17 protein-coding genes and 1 riboswitch are annotated in these 18,190 nt (G+C 70.6%); of the genes, 13 read left to right on the top strand and 4 right to left on the bottom strand.

The genetic code is table 11. The features are described from left to right. Window positions 1-147: 147 nt before the first annotated feature. Window positions 148-1,407: an Ig-like domain-containing protein gene (locus ACFYOH_RS05800; RefSeq protein ID WP_388621555.1), complete on the top strand. Its 1,260-nt coding sequence runs from the start codon at window positions 148-150 to the stop codon at window positions 1,405-1,407. 55 nt (window positions 1,408-1,462) lie between these two features. Here ACFYOH_RS05800 and ACFYOH_RS05795 read toward each other — a convergent pair whose 3' ends face one another. Beyond that, window positions 1,463-1,864, bottom strand: coding sequence for a hypothetical protein (locus ACFYOH_RS05795; RefSeq protein ID WP_388621553.1), 402 nt, complete (start codon window positions 1,862-1,864; stop codon window positions 1,463-1,465). 167 nt (window positions 1,865-2,031) lie between these two features. On the opposite strand from ACFYOH_RS05795, the gene ACFYOH_RS05790 reads away from it, so the two are divergent. The 6 genes from ACFYOH_RS05790 (at window position 2,032) to ACFYOH_RS05765 (ending at window position 9,113) form a co-directional block, all read left to right on the top strand. Next, complete coding sequence (locus ACFYOH_RS05790; protein WP_351203789.1) at window positions 2,032-2,652, top strand: heme-copper oxidase subunit III; 621 nt, start codon at window positions 2,032-2,034, stop codon at window positions 2,650-2,652. 63 nt (window positions 2,653-2,715) lie between these two features. Then, window positions 2,716-3,528, top strand: a complete 813-nt coding sequence (locus tag ACFYOH_RS05785; RefSeq protein ID WP_388621551.1) for a c-type cytochrome — start codon at window positions 2,716-2,718, stop codon at window positions 3,526-3,528. Beyond that, a complete protein-coding gene (locus tag ACFYOH_RS05780) occupies window positions 3,525-4,583 on the top strand; it encodes a Rieske 2Fe-2S domain-containing protein (RefSeq protein WP_388621550.1) in 1,059 nt (352 codons plus the stop codon). The genes ACFYOH_RS05785 and ACFYOH_RS05780 overlap by 4 nt, the downstream gene beginning before the upstream one ends. Further along, window positions 4,580-6,217 carry a cytochrome bc complex cytochrome b subunit gene (locus tag ACFYOH_RS05775; protein ID WP_388621548.1) on the top strand — a complete coding sequence of 546 codons (1,638 nt, stop codon included), beginning with the start codon at window positions 4,580-4,582 and terminating at the stop codon, window positions 6,215-6,217. The genes ACFYOH_RS05780 and ACFYOH_RS05775 overlap by 4 nt, the downstream gene beginning before the upstream one ends. A 118-nt stretch (window positions 6,218-6,335) precedes the next feature. Next, on the top strand, window positions 6,336-7,400 hold the full coding sequence (gene trpD, locus ACFYOH_RS05770; RefSeq protein ID WP_388621546.1) for an anthranilate phosphoribosyltransferase: 1,065 nt from the start codon (window positions 6,336-6,338) through the stop codon (window positions 7,398-7,400). A gap of 75 nt (window positions 7,401-7,475) precedes the next feature. Beyond that, a riboswitch (SAM riboswitch) is annotated at window positions 7,476-7,592 on the top strand. A 159-nt stretch (window positions 7,593-7,751) separates the two neighbouring features. After that, the gene (locus tag ACFYOH_RS05765) at window positions 7,752-9,113 is read left to right on the top strand and encodes an aminotransferase class V-fold PLP-dependent enzyme (RefSeq protein WP_388621545.1); all 1,362 of its coding nucleotides are present in this window, start codon (window positions 7,752-7,754) and stop codon (window positions 9,111-9,113) included. A gap of 23 nt (window positions 9,114-9,136) precedes the next feature. Here the strand turns inward: ACFYOH_RS05765 and ACFYOH_RS05760 are convergent, their stop codons facing one another. Beyond that, complete coding sequence (locus tag ACFYOH_RS05760; RefSeq protein WP_388621543.1) at window positions 9,137-9,418, bottom strand: Lrp/AsnC family transcriptional regulator; 282 nt, start codon at window positions 9,416-9,418, stop codon at window positions 9,137-9,139. Next, window positions 9,415-10,209 (bottom strand): rhomboid family intramembrane serine protease, encoded by a 795-nt coding sequence (locus ACFYOH_RS05755; RefSeq protein ID WP_388621541.1) that lies wholly within the window; start codon window positions 10,207-10,209, stop codon window positions 9,415-9,417. Before ACFYOH_RS05755 ends, ACFYOH_RS05760 begins: the two co-directional genes overlap by 4 nt. Before the next feature lie 155 nt (window positions 10,210-10,364). On the opposite strand from ACFYOH_RS05755, the gene ACFYOH_RS05750 reads away from it, so the two are divergent. From ACFYOH_RS05750 to ACFYOH_RS05730, 5 genes are all read left to right on the top strand, one after another. Further along, on the top strand, window positions 10,365-10,604 hold the full coding sequence (locus tag ACFYOH_RS05750; protein ID WP_014672226.1) for a hypothetical protein: 240 nt from the start codon (window positions 10,365-10,367) through the stop codon (window positions 10,602-10,604). A gap of 43 nt (window positions 10,605-10,647) precedes the next feature. Then, on the top strand, window positions 10,648-11,991 hold the full coding sequence (locus tag ACFYOH_RS05745) for an NYN domain-containing protein (protein ID WP_388621539.1): 1,344 nt from the start codon (window positions 10,648-10,650) through the stop codon (window positions 11,989-11,991). Between the two features lie 212 nt (window positions 11,992-12,203). Then, window positions 12,204-13,238, top strand: coding sequence for an NlpC/P60 family protein (locus tag ACFYOH_RS05740; RefSeq protein WP_388621537.1), 1,035 nt, complete (start codon window positions 12,204-12,206; stop codon window positions 13,236-13,238). Window positions 13,239-13,524: 286 nt separating this feature from the next. Further along, on the top strand, window positions 13,525-14,553 hold the full coding sequence (locus ACFYOH_RS05735; protein WP_388621535.1) for an NlpC/P60 family protein: 1,029 nt from the start codon (window positions 13,525-13,527) through the stop codon (window positions 14,551-14,553). 28 nt (window positions 14,554-14,581) lie between these two features. Beyond that, window positions 14,582-15,775 (top strand): hypothetical protein, encoded by a 1,194-nt coding sequence (locus ACFYOH_RS05730; protein ID WP_388621534.1) that lies wholly within the window; start codon window positions 14,582-14,584, stop codon window positions 15,773-15,775. Window positions 15,776-15,799: 24 nt separating this feature from the next. Here the strand turns inward: ACFYOH_RS05730 and ACFYOH_RS05725 are convergent, their stop codons facing one another. Further along, complete coding sequence (locus ACFYOH_RS05725; protein WP_388621532.1) at window positions 15,800-16,330, bottom strand: PadR family transcriptional regulator; 531 nt, start codon at window positions 16,328-16,330, stop codon at window positions 15,800-15,802. 90 nt (window positions 16,331-16,420) lie between these two features. Here ACFYOH_RS05725 and ACFYOH_RS05720 point away from each other — a divergent pair, with 90 nt between their 5' ends. Next, entirely contained in the window at window positions 16,421-17,743 is a 1,323-nt protein-coding gene (locus tag ACFYOH_RS05720; protein WP_388621530.1) for an MATE family efflux transporter, read from the top strand. Window positions 17,744-18,190 lie beyond the last annotated feature (447 nt).

Raw genomic sequence — 18,190 nt, 5'->3', positions numbered from 1 at the left:
CGGAAGCCCGGACGCTCCCTCAGGAGGGTCCGGGCTTCCGCTTTTTCCACAGGCCACGCCGGTGGGGTCGTTCCTTTGCCGTAGTGTCGATCCCCCGTACGGCCTACTCGCCGCGCCAATGGGGTCAGCGCCTCATAACGTGATCGTATGAACCACACTCCGCGGACCCGCACCGTCGTCAGCCGCGCTCTGCTGGTGACCGCGCTCGGCGCGGGCGTCACCGCCTGCGGTTCGGACGGCAACCCCCTGTCGGCCAAGCCGTACGACGCGGCGGACCTGATCGACTTCAACGGCCCCACCGAGCCGGGGAAGCAGGCCGACCCGGACAAGCCCCTGGAGATCACCGCCAGCGGTGACGACCGCATCACCGACGTCACCGCCCAGGACTCCGCAGGACGCTATGTGGCCGGCGAACTCTCCGCCGACGGCAGCAGATGGCACAGCACCGCCCCGCTGGCCGCCCACACCCACTACACGGTCACCGTGAGCACCGAGGACGGCGACGGCGCGCCCGGCCGGAAGGTCTTCTCGTTCGACACCAGCAAGCCCACGAGCAGGAAGCGCCTGACCGTCACCTTCGGGCCGAAGTCGGGCCAGTACGGCGTCGGACAGCCCATCACCGCCCAACTCGACCAGGAGGTCAAGGACAAGGCGCAGCGCGCCATCGTGGAGCGCGCCCTCCGGGTGGACTCCGTACCGGCCGTGCAGGGCTCCTGGTACTGGGTGAGCGACAAGGAACTCCACTACCGGCCCGAGGAGTACTGGCCCACCCACGCCACCATCACGGTGCACAGCAACCTGGACGGCATCAGGATCAGCGACCGGCTGTGGGGCGGCCCGGCCAAGCCCGTGAAGCTCACCATCGGCGACCGGATCGAGGCCGTCACCGACGCCGCGACGCACCAGCTGACGTTCTACAAGAACGGCCAGGACATCAAGCGGATCCCCGTCACCACCGGCAAACCCGGCTTCGGCACCCGCAACGGCATCAAGGTCGTCCTGGAGAAGGCGTACGTCGTCCGCATGCGCGGCACCACGATCGGCATCGCCGCGGGCAGCTCCGACTCCTACGACCTGTCGGTCTACTACGCCACCCGGGTGACCTGGTCCGGCGAATACGTGCACGCCGCGCCCTGGTCCGTGGGCTCACAGGGCTACGCGAACGTCAGCCACGGCTGCACGGGCATGAGCACCGGCAACGCCGAGTGGTTCTTCGACAACATCCACCAGGGAGACATCGTCAAGGTCGTCAACGCCAACGGCCACCAGATGGAGGACTTCGGCAACGGCTTCGGCGACTGGAACGTCGACTGGAACAAGTGGCGCAAGGGCAGCGCCCTGGTCAACGGCAAGCCGGACGGCCCGTCCGACGCGGACACGGTGAGACTGCAGCCGACGGCCTTCTGAGGGCCCCGCAAGGGGCGCGGGGCATCCGCCGTGCGTAGCCCTGCGCCCCGAGTTCTCAGGCGCTCAGCAACCGCTTCCGACGGAGCAGGGAAGCCAAGGCGGAGGCGAACTCCACCGGATCCACCGGCAAGGTGACCGCCGCGTCCGCCCGGCTCCACGTCGCCAGCCACGCGTCCTGCGGCCGCCCCATCAGCAGCAGCACCGGCGGGCAGTTGAACACCTCGTCCTTGATCTGCCGGCAGACCCCCATACCCCCCATCGGCACGGCCTCACCGTCGAGCACACAGACGTCGATGCCGCCCTTGCCCAACTCGCGGATGACCGCCTCCGGGGTGGCACACTCCACGAACTCGACCAAGGGAACATCAGGAGCCGGCCGACGCCCGGCGGCCAGCCGTACTTGCTCGCGGGTGTTGGAGTCGTCGCTGTAGACCAGCACCGTGGCGGTCGGCTGCATTGTTCCTCCGGGACGTCAGCGTCGTACGGACGGGACGGACAGGGCCGTTCGGGGCGGAGCTTACTCCCGTCGAAGTCCCCATGAACACCACGTCAACACCGGTTCGGCGGGGAGCAACACTCCGAACGGCACCCCCCGGAGTGAGGGCGGGATAAGCGACCGACATAATGTCGGTCGTGGCGACAGCAACGACAGTAGAAACCGGGCACGCGCACCCGTCGGTCAACCGGCCGAACCTCACCAGCGTCGGAACCATCATCTGGCTGAGTTCCGAGCTGATGTTCTTCGCGGCCCTCTTCGCGATGTACTTCACCCTGCGATCGGTGACGGGTCCGGCGCACTGGAAGCACATGGCCGACGCGCTCAATGTGCCCTTCTCCGCGACGAACACCACGATCCTGGTGCTCTCCTCGCTCACCTGCCAGCTCGGCGTGTTCGCGGCCGAGCGCGGTGACGTGAAGAAGCTCCGCGGGTGGTTCATCCTCACCTTCATCATGGGTGCGATCTTCATCGGCGGTCAGATCTACGAGTACACGAGCCTGGTGAGGGACGAGGGCATCTCGCTCTCCTCCGACCCGTACGGCTCGGTGTTCTACCTGACCACCGGCTTCCACGGCCTGCACGTGACGGGCGGTCTGATCGCCTTCCTGCTGGTCCTCGGCCGCACCTACATGGCCAAGAGGTTCACCCACGAGCAGGCGACCGCCGCCATCGTCGTGTCCTACTACTGGCACTTCGTCGATGTGGTCTGGATCGGCCTTTTCGCCACGATCTACCTGATCAAGTAGCCGGGACCGGCTCCCGCACATCCAGAAGCACCGACGCAGAAGATCCTGACACCGGGGTAATCCGTGAAAAAGCTCTCCGCACGACGACGCCATCCGCTGGCGGCGGTCGTCGTCCTACTCCTCGCGCTGGCGGCCACTGGGGGGCTGTACGCCGCGTTCGCGCCCGCGGGCAAGGCGCAGGCCGACGATTCCGCCCAGTCCCTGACCATCAAGGAGGGCAAGAAGCTCTACGAGGTCGGCTGCGCCAGCTGCCACGGCACCGGTGGCCAGGGCTCCTCCGACGGGCCGAGCCTGGTCGGCGTGGGTGCCGCGGCCGTGGACTTCCAGGTCGGCACCGGCCGTATGCCGGCCGCCACCTCGCAGGGCGCCCAGGTCCCGCGCAAGAAGGTCGTCTACAACCAGACGCAGATCGACCAGCTCGCCGCGTACATCGCCTCGCTGGGCGCCGGCCCGAACGTGCCCACCAAGGACCAGTACGGCCCTGACGGTGCCGACATCGCCAAGGGTGGCGAGCTGTTCCGCACCAACTGCGCGCAGTGCCACAACTTCACCGGCAAGGGCGGTGCCCTGACCAAGGGCAAGTTCGCGCCCACGCTGGAGGGTGTCGACCCGAAGCACATCTACGAGGCCATGCAGACCGGCCCGCAGAACATGCCGTCCTTCCCCGACACCACGCTGTCCTCGAAGAACAAGAAGGACATCATCGCGTACCTGCACGCGGTCGACAGCAGCGAGACGACGAACCCCGGCGGTCTGGAGCTGGGCGGCCTCGGGCCGGTCAGTGAGGGTCTGTTCGCCTGGATCTTCGGTCTCGGCGCACTGATCGCAGTCGCCGTCTGGGTCGCCGCTCGGACCGCAAAGGCCAAGAAGTCATGAGTAGCCAAGACATTCCAGAAGAGAACCTGCCCGCTGAGCAGGGCGAAGAGCACCGCGCGGTAGCGGTCGCGGACGAGGAGAACCCGTTCGCCGACCCGGGGCTGCCGCCTCACGAGCACCGCATCCAGGACATCGACGAGCGGGCCGCCAAGCGGTCCGAGCGCTCGGTCGCCCTGCTGTTCACGGTGTCGATGCTGGCCACCGTCGGCTTCATCGTCTCGTATGTGACGATCCCGCACGACAAGAACATCTTCGTCTTCCCGATCGGGCACGTCAGCGCGCTGAACTTCGCGCTGGGCCTGACCCTCGGTGCGTCGCTGTTCTGCATCGGCGCGGGCGCGGTCCACTGGGCCCGCACGCTGATGTCCGACGTGGAGGTCGCCGACGATCGGCACGCCATCGAGGCCCCGGCCGACGTCCGCGCGAAGGTCCACGCGGACTTCCGGCAGGGTGCCAAGGAGTCGGCGCTCGGCCGCCGCAGGCTGCTCCGCAACACGATGTTCGGCGCGCTGGCCCTGTTCCCGCTCTCCGGCGTCATGCTGCTGCGCGACCTCGGTCCGCTGCCCGGCACCTCGCTGCGGCACACCCTGTGGGCCAAGGGCAAGCGCCTGATCAACATGAACACGGGCCAGCCGCTGCGCCCCGAGGACGTCGCCGTCGGCTCCCTCACCTTCGCCAAGCCCGACGGGCTGGAGGAGACGGACGAGGAGTTCCAGACGGAGATCGCCAAGGCCGCGCTGATGATCGTCCGGCTGCAGCCCGGCAACATCAAGGACAAGCGCGAGCTCGACTGGTCGCACGAGGGCATCGTCGCGTTCTCCAAGATCTGCACCCACGTCGGCTGCCCGATCTCGCTGTACGAGCAGCAGACGCACCACGTGCTGTGCCCGTGCCACCAGTCCACCTTCGACCTCTCCGACGGTGCCCGAGTGATCTTCGGCCCCGCCGGCCACGCCCTGCCGCAGCTGCGCATCGGTGTGGACAGTGAGGGTTACCTCCAGGCGCTCGGCGACTTCGAGGAGCCCGTCGGTCCTGCATTCTGGGAGCGCGGATGAGTACTGCAGCGAACGAGACGCCCCGCTCTCGCGGGAAGGCACCGGCCGGCGAGCGTGTCGCCGACTGGGCCGACGGCCGGCTCGGGATCTACTCCCTGGCCAAGGCCAACATGCGCAAGATCTTCCCCGACCACTGGTCGTTCATGTTGGGCGAAGTGTGCCTGTACAGCTTCATCATCATCATCCTCACGGGTGTGTATCTGACGCTGTTCTTCCACCCGTCGATGAACGAGGTGGAGTACCACGGCAGCTATGTCCCGCTGCAGGGACAGCTGATGTCCGAGGCGTTCAACTCGACCCTGCACATCTCCTTCGACGTGCGCGGTGGTCTGCTCATCCGGCAGATCCACCACTGGGCCGCGCTGATCTTCCTCGCCGGCATGTTCGTGCACATGATGCGCGTGTTCTTCACCGGCGCGTTCCGCAAGCCGCGTGAGATCAACTGGCTGTTCGGCTTCCTGCTGTTCGTCCTGGGCATGTTCACCGGCTTCACCGGTTACTCGCTCCCGGACGACCTGCTCTCCGGCACCGGTGTCCGCTTCATGGAGGGCGCGGTCCTGTCCGTGCCGATCGTCGGCACGTACCTGTCGTTCTTCCTCTTCGGCGGTCAGTTCCCCGGTCACGACTTCGTCGCCCGGTTCTACTCGATCCACATCCTGCTGCTGCCGGGCATCATGCTCGGCCTGGTGGTGGGCCACCTGATCCTGGTCTTCTACCACAAGCACACGCAGTTCGCGGGTCCCGGGAAGTCCGAGAAGAACGTCGTCGGCATGCCGCTGCTGCCGGTGTACATGGCCAAGGCCGGAGGCTTCTTCTTCCTGGTCTTCGGTGTCATCGCGGCCATCGCCGCGGTCGCCCAGATCAACCCGATCTGGGCCATGGGCCCCTACCGTCCGGACCAGGTGTCCACCGGCGCCCAGCCCGACTGGTACATGGGCTTCTCCGAGGGTCTGATCCGCTTCATGCCGGGCTGGGAGATCAACTTCTGGGGTCACACGCTCGTCCTGGGCGTGTTCATCCCGCTGATGATCTTCCCGCTGGTCCTCGTGGCGATCGCCGTCTACCCGTTCATCGAGTCCTGGGTCACCGGCGACAAGCGCGAGCACCACATCCTGGACCGCCCGCGCAACGCCCCGACGCGCACCGGTCTCGGCGTCGCCTGGATGACGCTGTACCTGACGCTGCTGGTCGGCGGCGGCAACGACCTGTGGGCCACGCACTTCCACCTGTCGATCAACGCCGTGACCTGGTTCGTCCGGATCGCCTTCTTCGTCGGCCCGGTCTTCGCGTTCCTCGTCACCAAGCGGATCTGCCTGGGTCTGCAGCGCCGCGACCGCGACAAGGTGCTGCACGGTCGCGAGACCGGCATCATCAAGCGGCTGCCGCACGGTGAGTTCATCGAGGTGCACGAGCCGCTCAGCCAGGAGCAGCTGCACACCCTCACGGCCCACCACCAGTACGAGCCGGCCGAGATCGGCCCGACGGTCGACGAGAACGGTGTCGAGCGCAAGGTGCCGGCCTCGGAGAAGCTCCGGGTGCGGCTGTCCAGCGCCTACTACGGCGAGGACAACCAGATCCCGAAGCCGACCGTCGATGAGTACAAGGAGATCACGAGCGGCCACGGCCACCACTGATCCCCGCGTCGCCACGCCACGCTGAAGGGCCCCGTCCGGCTTACGGACGGGGCCCTTCGCCGTGCCCGGGGGTGGATAGGCTGGGCTCACACTGTTCTTACGACACCAGGAGCGGCTGATGAGCGCTGTGACCCCCGCTGGAGGCGACACCGCGGCGGGCCGTTCCTGGCCCGAGGTACTGAACGCCCTGCTGGAGGGCCGGGACCAGAGCGCGGACGCCACGGCATGGGCGATGGACCGGATCATGCGCGGGGAGGCGACGGACGCGCAGATCGCGGGATTCGCCGTGGCCCTGCGCGCCAAGGGCGAGACGGTAGAGGAGATCACCGGGCTCGTCCGCGCGATGTACGCGCACGCGAACGTCATCGAGGTGCCGGGGGAGACCGTCGACATCGTCGGCACCGGTGGTGACGGTGCCAAGACGGTGAACATCTCCACGATGTCCTCGATCGTCGTCGCCGGCACCGGCGCGAAGGTCGTCAAGCACGGCAACCGTGCCGCGTCCTCGGCGTCGGGCGCGTCGGACGTGCTGGAGAAGCTGGGCGTCAATCTGAACCTCCCGCTGGAACGGGTCCCGCAGGTCGCGGAGGAGGCCGGGATCACGTTCTGCTTCGCGGTGAAGTTCCACCCGGCGCTGCGCCATGTGGCCGCCGCCCGTGGCCAGTTGGGCATCCGTACGACCTTCAATGTCCTCGGTCCGCTGACCAACCCGGCGAAGGTCCGCGCCCAGGCCGTCGGCGTGGCGGATCTGCGGATGGCCCCGATCGTGGCCGGTGTCCTCGCCGAGCGCGGCAACTCCTCCCTGGTCTTCCGCGGCGACGACGGCCTGGACGAGCTGACGACGACCGCCACCTCGCGGGTGTGGGTCGTCCGGGACGGCAAGGTCACCGAGGAGACCTTCGACCCGAGGGACGTCGGCATCGACCTCGTCCCCGTGGAGGCCCTGCGCGGCGCGGACGCGTCGTACAACGCGGAGGTCGCCCGCCGTCTGCTCGACGGTGAGACAGGGGCCGTGCGGGACGCGGTGCTGCTGAACTCCGCGGCGGCCCTCGTGGCCCTGCACCCGACGGACGCCCCGCTCGCCGACCAGCTGCGGGCCGGCATGGCCAAGGCGGCGGAGTCGATCGACTCGGGCGCGGCGAAGCGGACGCTGGAGCGGTGGGTGGCGGCGAGCAACGCCTAGCGGTCACCGACGGTCGTCCCGCGATCCGGACTCGGGTTGCGGGACGACGATCATTTCCCGTACGTTCCTGTACCAGGTCATGAGTGACAGCCATTCGGCCCCGGCCGGCTGTCCGGCAACCCTCCGTCCGTGGCGGGGTGCCCCGGGTGAGGACCAGGCCGTAGGCAGCGAGGTCTACGGCAAGCGCGGACCCCTCGCGCGCTGCTGAGCGCGGGACCAGGGGTCCTGGTCATCGAGGGAGCCTTCCGTGAGCAAGCGAATGCGATAGGGCCGCCGAGCCCCGCCTCCGCATCCCCTTTTCTCTTCTTCCCGTACGTCGTCTTCGGCGTACGTTCTCACGGGAGTTCCCCCATGTCCGTCTTCACCGCTGCCGCCGACCAGTCCGTTTGTTCCCCGCTGCCCGTTCTGGGCCGGGATGTCACCGTCCCGCTCGTCACCGGCGGCGAGGTCACCTACGCGGCCCTCGACTACGCGGCCAGCACCCCCGCCCTCCAGCGCGTCTGGGACGACGTGGCCGCCTACGCGCCGTACTACGGCAGCGTCCACCGGGGCGCCGGCTATCTCTCCCAGCTCTCCACCGACCTGTTCGAGAACGCCCGCAGGACGGTCGCCGGGTTCCTGGACTGCCGCCCCGACGACCAGCTGGTCTTCACCCGCTCCACCACCGACTCCCTGAACCTCCTGGCCCGCGCCCTCCCGGCCGACTGCCAGGTCTTCGTCTTCGAGACCGAGCACCACGCCTCCCTGCTGCCCTGGCAGGACGCCCAGGTCAGCTACCTCGACGCCCCGCGCACCCCGCAGCAGGCCGTCACGACCCTGGAGCGCGCCCTCGCCGGCCGCGACCCGCACGGCCCGGCCCTGGTGTGCGTCACCGGCGCCTCGAACGTCACCGGCGAGCTGTGGCCCGTACGGGAGCTGGCGGCAGCCGCCCACGCGCACGGCGCCCGGATCGTCCTGGACGCCGCCCAGCTGGCCCCGCACCACCCCGTGTCCGTCCGGGACCTGGACGTCGACTGGGTCGCCTTCTCGGGCCACAAGCTGTACGCCCCCTTCGGCTCCGGTGTCCTGGCCGGCCGCGCCGACTGGCTGCGCGCGGCCGAGCCCTACCTCGCGGGCGGGGGCGCCAGCCGCAAGGTGGCCCGGCGCCGGGACGGCGGCGTGGACGTGGAGTGGCACGAGAGTGCCGCCCGGCACGAAGCGGGGTCACCCAATGTGATCGGCGCCTACTCCATCGCGTCGGCCTGCAAGGCGCTCACCGAGGCCGGCTGGGACGGCCTGGTCGCGCGCGAGCAGCACCTGATCGCCAGGGTCCGTGCGGGCCTGGCCGAGGTCCCGCAGGTGAAGGTGCTGTCCCTGTTCGGCGACGACGCCCCGCGCGTCGGCGTGATCTCCTTCGTCGTCGAGGGCTGGAACAGCTCCCACTTCGCCGCTGCCCTGTCCGCCGAGTACGGCATCGGCGTCCGCGACGGCCTGTTCTGCGCCCACCCTCTGGTCCGCACCCTCCTCGGCAGCGACCCCCAGACCCAGGGCGAGTGCGGCGCCCCCGAGGCCGCGCCGGGCGAGAAGTCCCTCAACGCCATCCGTGTGAGCTTCGGCGCGGGCACCCCCGACGAGCACGTCGACCGCTTCGTCACGGCGGTCCGGGAACTCGTGACCGAGGGCGCGAAGTGGACGTACCGGACCGAGGACGGCCGCTGCGTACCGGCGGTGTGATCAGCGGCTGAGCGGCCCAGCCCCTAGTTGTCCAGGCCGATCGAGAACGCCGCTTCCAGGTCGTGCGTCGAGTAGGTGCGGAACGCCACATGCGTGTCCGTGCCCTCGACGCCGGGGATCTTGCTGATCCGGCCGGGGATGACATCGGCGAGATCATCGTGCTGCCGCACCCGGACCATCGCGATCAAGTCGTACGTGCCGGTGACGGAGAAGACCTCGCTCACCGACTCCAGCGAAGCGATCTGCTCCGCGATCTCGGGGATCCGGTCCACGCTGGTCTTGATGAGGACGATCGCGGTGATCACGGCTGGTTCTCTCCCTCGGGTGCCGGAGCTGGGGCGCACTTCACTCTAGCCGCCCGCCCGTCTCCCACCACCGCCCTTCCCAGGCCGCCCTTCGGGCCCTTCCTGCTGCCGTAACGCACCCACGCGTAGCCGAAGCCCAGACCGAAGCCCACGAGGTGGGCCAGATACGCCACCCCGGGCCCGCCCGAGCTCTGCTCCGCCGCCGCCCACTGCAGCGCCGCCCAGAACGGCAGCACGATCCACGCGGGAAACCGCAGTGGCAGGAAGAACAGAAAAGGCAGAAGACTGGTCACACGGGCGCGCGGGAACAGGTAGAGGAACGCTCCGAGGACCGCCGAGATCGCTCCGGACGCGCCCACCAGCGACTGCTCGGAGGTGGCGTTGGCGGCCGCGTAGCCGAGCAGGGCGAGATAGCCGCAGCCGACGTAGAAGAGGGTGAACGCGACCCGGCCCATCCGTTCCTCGGTCATCGCGCCGAAGACGAAGAGGAAGAGCATGTTGCCGAGCAGATGCACCCAGCTGCCGTGCACGAACAGGGCCGTGGCGGGGGTCAGGGCCTCGCGCACCGGTCTGGCGAACAGATCGGCCGGCACCACGCCCCAGCTCCGGAAGTACGCCCGCTGTGCGGCGAGCAGCCCGTCCCCGGAGCCGTACGCCGGGGTGAGCCCCGAGGCCGGGCCCAGGACGAAGAGCAGACAGCACAGGGCGATGAGGCCGTACGTCATGGGTGCTGATGTGCTCCGGACCGCTCTGAAGGCCCTGCCTGCCGCCGTGCTCCACGCGCTGATCATGAATACAGAGCATGACGTAACGGGACGCACGCTGACAGACCGCCTCGCCGCCTTGGACAGACCAGCGGCGAGTTGCCGCCAGGCCGTAGGGTTACGGCCACACGCGTCGGCCGGCGGCGCGGTGAGCGACTACGAGAAGGAAGCGGACAGCCACGATGACGGTTCCCCTGCCGACCGCCACCACCCGATGGCGCTGCACGCTGTGCGGCAACCTCACCCGGTTCGACGTGACGCGTTCCTCGAAGGTCGTCGAGTACGTCCACCTCGATCTGGCCGGCGAGCCGACCGTGGAGGAGCGCGAGGTGGTCAGTGAGACCATCGAGTCGGTGCGGTGCCGCTGGTGCAACGCGGTGGACCAGGTGGAACTCGTGGACAGGCCGGGTGCCGGCTCCTGAGCGGAGCGGCCCCCGAAGAAGTCGAAGTAGTGGGGTGTGACGGATGGTGGAGACCGCAGGCGGGGGGCCGGACGACGGCACCGCTGAGGTGCTTGACCGTCCGCTGCCCGACGGTGTGCGCCGCCGGGTCGTCCAGATCGTCTCGGAGGGCTTCGGCGGGCTGACCATGTCCGAACTGCCCGCCCAGCTGAGGCAGTACGCCCGGTTCGCCCCCAATCGCCGGGCCAAGTTCGCCGGAAACGCGATGGCGGCGGCGCTGGAGACCGATGCGCTGTTCCGGCAGCGCATCGGGGAGAAGTTCAGAGAGGCGCAGCCGGAACTCGCCGGCGCCCTCGACTCCGGCTCGCCGCTCCCGGCCGCGGATCCGCTCGACGTGGCGGCCGCGGCCTACGTACTGCGCCCGGCGGGCTGGGTGAAGCTGGTCACCGCGGCCGGCGAGGAGGTCCAGCGCGCGGACGCCGAGCGCGCCGACGAGGAGAACCGGGTCGAGCTGGAGCGGCTGCGCGCCGAGCTGGCCCACGCCCGCGAGTACACCCGCGCCGAGACCGAACGGCTGCGTACGGAGCTGGAGTCGGTGAAGAGGGAAGCGGAATCGCTTCACCGTAAGCTCCGGGCCGCCCTCAGCGACGTCAAGCGGGGCGAGGCAGCCCTGCGCAAGGCCCAGGGCGAGATGGACGCCCTGCGCGCCGAGGCGCACCTGCAGGTCTCGGCCGCCGAGAGCGAGTCCCGCCGGCTCAAGGCCCGCCTCGGCGAGGCCGATGCCGCGCTGGAGGCCACCCGCCGCGCCGCCCGCGAGGGCCGCAGCGTGGAGGACATGCGGGTACGGCTGCTGCTGGACACCCTGCTGGATGCCACCCAGGGCCTCAGGCGCGAACTCGCCCTGCCCCCCGTGTCCGTGCGGCCCGCCGAGACCGTGGATGCGGTCGAACCGGGACGAATGACACCGAAGGACATCGCGGCGCGCGCCCTGTCGGAGAACGATCCGGCCATTCTCGACCAGTTGCTGGCGCTGCCCCAGGCGCATCTGGTCGTCGACGGCTACAACGTCACCAAGACCGGCTATCCGCAGATGCCGCTGGAGAAGCAGCGGCTGAGGCTCCTCGGCCAGCTCTCCGCGCTCGCCGCGCAGACAGGCGCCGAGGTGACCTGCGTCTTCGACGGCGCCGAACTGGCCGCCCCGGTGCTGCTGGCGCCGCCGCGCGGGGTGCGGGTGCTGTTCTCCAAGCCGGGTGTCACGGCCGACGAGCTGATCCGGCAGCTCGTGCGCGCGGAGCCGCCGGGCCGTCCGGTCATCGTCGCCTCCACCGACCGTGAGGTGGCCGACGGGGTCGCCAGGGCGGGCGCCCGTCCGGTCGCCTCTGCGGTGCTTCTCAAGCGACTGTCCTGAAGGTCCAAGGGGCATATGCAATGCCCGAATTAGCCGTATCGTCACGCAACGTAGTGTCAACCGCGCCTCACCCCATGTGACTTGTGTGCAAAGAATGCATTGTGTGACGAGGTTTTTTGGTGTGAGGATTTGAACTGATCACAAGTGGGTCACTAGGGTCTGGGCTCGAACCTCCGAACGGGTGATCACTCACAAGAAGGAGTTCGTCCTCCGTGGCGTCCCACCGTCGACCCAAGCAGCAGAGTCGCGCTCGCGTGACCGTGCTGACCACCGCAGCAGCCGCCGCCGTCGTCCTGAGCGCGAACGCCGCCAATGCCGCGCCGAGCCAGAAGCTCACCAAGGACCAGGTCAAGGCCAAGGTCGACGAGCTCTACCAGCAGGCGGAGCAGGCCACCGAGAAGTACGACGGGGCCCAGGCGAAGCAGCAGAAGCTGCAGAAGGAGATATCCACCATCCAGGACAACGTCGCGCGAGGTCAGCAGGACCTCAACAAGCTGCGCGACGGCCTGGGTTCGCTGGCCACCTCGCAGTACCGCTCCGGCGGCATCGACCCCTCGGTCCAGCTCTTCCTGTCCTCCAACCCGAACGACTTCCTCGACAAGGCGTCCACGCTCGACCAGTTGAGCGCTCAGCAGGTCGACGCGCTGAAGAAGATCCAGGACAAACAGCGCGAACTGGCCCAGGAGCGTGCCGAGGCCACCCAGAAGCTCAAGGACCTCTCCGCCACGCGCGCCCAGCTGGCGCAGAACAAGAAGGACGTCCAGGGCAAGCTCGCCGACGCGCAGAAGCTGCTCAACACCCTGACCGCCAAGGAGAAGGCGGCCCTCGCCGCCCAGCAGGCCCGCGCCGACCGCTCCTCCAGCTCGCGGGTCAACCTCGGCAACAGCACTCCTGCCTCCGGCCGGGCCGGCGCGGCCTTCGCCGCCGCCCAGAGCGTGATCGGCTCGCCGTACGTCTACGGCGCCTCCGGTCCGTCCGCCTTCGACTGCTCGGGCCTGACCTCCTGGGCCTACGCCCAGGCCGGTGTCTCCATCCCGCGCACCTCCCAGGAGCAGGCCACCATAGGCACCAGGATCAGCTCGATCAACGACCTCCAGGTCGGCGACCTGGTCTTCTTCTACGGCGACATCCATCACGTCGGCCTGTACGCCGGCAACGGCCAGGTGCTCCACGCCCCGCACACCGGTGCCGTGGTCCGCTACGAGTCGATGTCCGACATGCCGTTCCAGTTCGGCGTCCGGGTCTGACACCTCCGGCGGACATCGCCCCGCGAAACCGGGTGTGATACCCGCGAGTTCCCGCGAGAAACGCTCGCACGGGGGCGCCCGAACGGGCGAATCCCCTGGACCGGAACTGACTCCACGCCCCGCCGCTGACCTGGGTCAGCGGCGGGGCGTCAGCGTTTGTTGCCGCGACGGCCGTTGGTCGAGCCCCTTGCGCACGGCTACTGTCTGCCGCGTTTCCCCGGCGCCGGGGCCTCCCCGTCCCCAGGCGCCGGGGAAACGGTCACTGTTCGCCAGCAGAAGGACTGCCGTGGGGTCTCATCGCCGCTTTGCCTCCTCCGGATTCGACCGGGGCGCCGTCGCCCTCTGTGTCCTGTCGGCCGCGGCCGGCGCGCTCGGCGCCGTACCGGCGCACGCGGCCCCGCGCACCGACACCCGTGCCGAGGTGGACCGGCTCTACCAGGAGGCCGAGCGGGCGACCCAGGCCTTCGACAAGGCCCAGGAGCGGGCCGGCACCCTGCGCCGCGAGGTGCGCGACGCCCAGGACCACATCGCCCGGCAGCAGCAGCGCGTCAACACCCTGCGCGAGCAACTGGGTTCGCTGGCCGGTGCCCAGTACCGCACGGGCGGCATCGCCCCTGCCGTCGCCCTGCTCTTCTCCGACGACCCCGACGACTATCTCGACAAGGCGTCCACCCTCGACCGCATCACCACCCAACAGGCGGGGCAACTCCGGGAGTTGCAGTCGGCGCTGCGGGAACTCGCGCAGGAGCGCACGGAGGCGGTCGGGAAGCTCGCCGCGCTGGAGAGCAGCCGCAAGGCCGTGGCCGCGCACAAGCGGACCGTGGAGACGAAGCTCGCCAAGGCCCAGCAACTGCTCGACACGCTCCCGGCCGCCGAGCGCGCCGCGTTCGGCCGGGCCTCGCGCTCCGACGACTCCGGCCGCGTGGACCTGCCCGGCCTGCCGGACCTGACCGGTGCCGTCGCCCCCGACGCCCGCGCCGCCGCCGCGGTGGCCGCCGCCCGCTCCGCCCTCGGCCGGCCGTATGTGTGGGGCGCGAGCGGCCCCTCCGGCTTCGACTGCTCGGGCCTGATGCAGTGGTCGTACGCGCACGCCGGAATCCAGCTGCCGCGCACCTCGCAGGAGCAGCGCTTCGCCGGCCGGCAGCTCCCGCTCTCCCAGGCCCGCCCCGGTGACCTGGTGATCTACCGCTCCGACGCCAGCCATGTGGGGATGTACGTGGGCAACGGCCAGGTCATCCACGCCCCCTATCCGGGCGCCGCGGTGCGCTACGACCCGGTCGGGATGATGCCGATCTCCTCGGTCACCCGGCCCTGACCGCGCCGGGCGCCGTTACGATCGGGAAATGGCTGGTCGCAGGCGGGCGTGGAGTATCGGGGCGGTGGGGCTCGGGCTGCTGCTGCCCCTGGCCGGCTGTGGCGGCACCCCGGCCGACTCCGCCCGCACCGAGGTGCAGCACCTGCTCGACCGGCGCTCGGCCGCGCTGCTCGGCCACGACGAGACGGCGTACGGGGCGACGGGCACCCGCACCGAGTACACCCGGCTGCGCGCCCTCCCGCTGGCCTCCTGGGCCTACCGCGTCACCGCCGTGCACCGCACCTCGGCCGGAGCCACCGCCGACGCCGACCTGAGCTACCGCGTCGCCGGGTACGACAAGGCCCCCGTCGACGCCCGCCGCATCCTCACCCTGGGCCGCACCGCCGACGGCGAGTGGTACGTCACCGCCGACCGGCCCGCGCGGGACGCCGGGCAGCAGCTGTGGGACCAGGGCCCGGTGACAGCCGTCAAGGGCGCCCACAGCCTGGTCCTGGGCACCGGCCGGACGGCCGCCCAGCTGCGCGGATACGCCACGCTGGCCGACCGCGCCGTACCGGCCGTCTCCCGGGCCTGGGGCACCGACTGGACCCGCCATGTGGTCGTCCTCGTCCCGCGGTCCCTGCAGGGCATGGCGGGACTGCTCGGCTCACCCGCCGCCAACTACCGGGGGATCGCCGCCGTCACCACCGGCGAGGCGGGGGGCTCGGGCAAGGCGCCCGCGGACCGGGTGGTCGTCAACCCGGAGGCGTACGCCATCCTCGGCGACCTCGGCAAGCAGGTCGTGCTCACCCACGAGACCACCCACGTGGCCACCCGCGCGCACACCACCGCCGCGACCCCGCTGTGGCTCTCCGAGGGCTACGCGGACTGGATCGGCTACCTCGGTACCGGCCGCACCCCCACCGAGGTCGCGCCGGAACTCACCCGCGCCGTCCATGACGGCCACCCGCCCACCGAGCTCCCCACCGACAAGGACTTCGGCTTCACCAGCGACCCGGCCGAACTCGCCCAGGCCTACGAGGGGGGCTGGCTGGCCTGCCGGATGATCGCCGACCAGTGGGGCGCGGCCCGGCTCGACGCCTTCTACCGCGCCGTCGGCGGCCATCAGCAGCGGGCGGGCGCGATCGAGGCCGCGCTGAAGACGGTGCTGGGCACCACACCGCAGGCGTTCACCGAGCGGTGGCGGGAGTATGTGCGGGCGCAGCTGATCCGCACCGAGTGACGACCGGCCCCCTTCTCCAGCAGGTCAGCCGGATGCGCTGAGCGTCTCGATGGCCTCGCGCAGCCAGGCCCGCTCCGCCTTCCCGGTGGCCCGGGCGACCCGCAGCATGCCCTCCCGGAACAGGTCCCCGGCCTCCTCCGCGCGCACCGGCTCGCCCTGCCGGTAGAAGAAGCTCGCCGGGGCCTGAAGGAAGTCCAGCCGACGGCGCAGCACCGCGGCCTGGGCGGCGGGGTCGTCCAGGTGGCGCAGGAAGGCCAGGAGCGTGTTGAAGCGGACTTGGTCGGTGATCTCCGCCTGCTTGGGGTCGCGCAGCCGCGCGAGCAGCTCCTGCCGGCCCGCGGCCGTCAGGGACAGCACCCGGCGCGGGGCGGCGCTCGCGCCTTCCTCGGTGCGCTGGTCGAGCAGTCCGGCGGCGACGAGCCGGTTGATGGCCGGATACAGCGCGCCGTCGCTGACCGGGCGGACATGGCCGCTCAGCGCCTTGATGCGCTCCTTCAGCTCGTAACCGTGCAGCTCTTCCTCGGCGAGGAAGCCCAGGATCGACAACTCCAGCACGCGCTCTCCTCCTTGCGGCGGCCTCGGGAGTCATGCTAGCTCTTATCGAGCTACCTCGTTTCGAGGTAGCTCGATAAGAGGAGCCGTCTGGTGAACGCCCACCGCAAGCAGCTCATAGCCCTCGCCCACCCCGTCTACCTCTCCCTGCTCGCCTCGGTGGCCTCCGGGGTCATCAACACCGTCTGGGTCTCCCGGCTCGGCGGCCCCGCCGTCGCCGCCGTGGCCGTCGCCACCAACACCGAGAACGTGCTGCTCGGTGTCGCGCTGGTCTTCGCCTCCGGTACGACCGTGTCGGTGGCGCACGCCAGAGGGGCCCGGGACCCGGCCGCCGTACGAGCCGCCGTGCGCGGTGGGTGGGCCCTGTGCGCGCTGGTGACACCGGCGGTCGCGATCGGCGGCCTGCTGCTGCGCGGGCCGCTGGCCGCACTGGTCCTCGGCGGCGGCGACGGCGCGGCCCGGGGCCTGGCCACCGCCTACTTCGCGATCTCCCTGCCCGGTATGACCGTCTTCTTCGCCCAGCAGCTCGTCGACGGCATCCTCAAGGGCACCGGTGACACCCGCACCCCCATGCGCCTCGCCCTCCTCGCCAACGGGCTGATCCTGCTCTGCGACCCCGCCCTGATCCACCTGTACGGCGTCCGGGGCGCCGCCGCCTCCACCGTGCTGTGCCGCGCCGTGGCCCTCGCGGTGGGCCTGCGCGCCCTGCGCCGCAACCCCCTGCTGCGGACGGCGGCCGAGGTCCCGTCCGCCGCACCGGCCCGGGCCGCCCTGCGCCGCACGCTCGCCACCGGCCTGCCCATGTCCGCCGACTTCACCGTGCGCCAGAGCGGAGCTCTGGTGCTGGTGGCGATCGTGGCCCGGCTCGGGGTGACGGCGGTGGCCGCCTACGCCATCGCCTACAAGGTCATGTACGTCGCCACCATGGCCTTCTACGCCGTACGCCAGGCCGCCGCGATCCACACCGCGCACACCAGGGGCGCGGGCGCGGATGCGCGGCGGGACATCGGCCGGCAGGCGGTGCTGGTCTCCGCTGCCCTGGGCCTGACCGCCTCCGCGGTGCTCGCCGCGACCGGCCCCTGGATCATGGCCGCCTTCGGCGCCGGGCCCGAAGTCGCCCACCAGGGCGCGCTGTTCCTGCGCTGTGCCGGCCCCTATCTGCTGCTGATGGCCTGCTTCATCGCGTTCGGCGGGGTCTTCGAGGGCGGCGGCGGAGCACCGGCGCTGCTCCGGGTCACCCTGCTCGGCACGGCCGTCCAGCTGCCCCTGGCCCACGCCCTCGGCGGCCTCGGCCTGCCCGGCGTCTGCCTGGCACTGGCGCTCGCGATGGCCGTGCAGTGCGCGGCGGTGGCGGCACTGCTGCGGAGGGCCGGCCGACACGAGGAGACCGGACAGCCCCTGGCCCGCACGGGGTGACCCGGGAGTCGGCGGGAGCGGCGCCGACGGCATGGCCGAGGGCCGACGAGGCCACCGGGGTGTTGCTGGCGGTGACCAGGGTGGGGCCGCGTGGCCCGTCGGTGGGGCGGTTCACGGCGCGGGGGTCGAGGTCTTCCGGTGGCAGGGGCTGCTGGGGCCTGGCGGGAGCGGCGCCAGTGGCATGGTCGAGGGCCGGCGAGCCTGGCGGTGACGGGTGACCGGGGCGCAGGGTGGGGCCGTGTGGCCCGGTCGGTGGGGCGGTTCACGGCGCGGGGGTCGAGGTCTTCCGGTGGCAGGGGCTGCTGTGGCCTGGCGGGAGCGGCGCCAGTGGCATGGTCGAGGGCCGGCGAGCTGGCGGTGACGGGTGACCGGGGCGCAGGGTGGGGCCGTGTGGCCCGGTCGGTGGGGCGGTTCACGGCGCGGGGGTCGAGGTCTTCCGGTGGCAGG

Source organism: Streptomyces sp. NPDC007856, assembly GCF_042868225.1.
Classification (GTDB): Bacteria; Actinomycetota; Actinomycetes; order Streptomycetales; family Streptomycetaceae; genus Streptomyces.
This window is presented reverse-complemented; position numbering and strand designations above follow the sequence as displayed.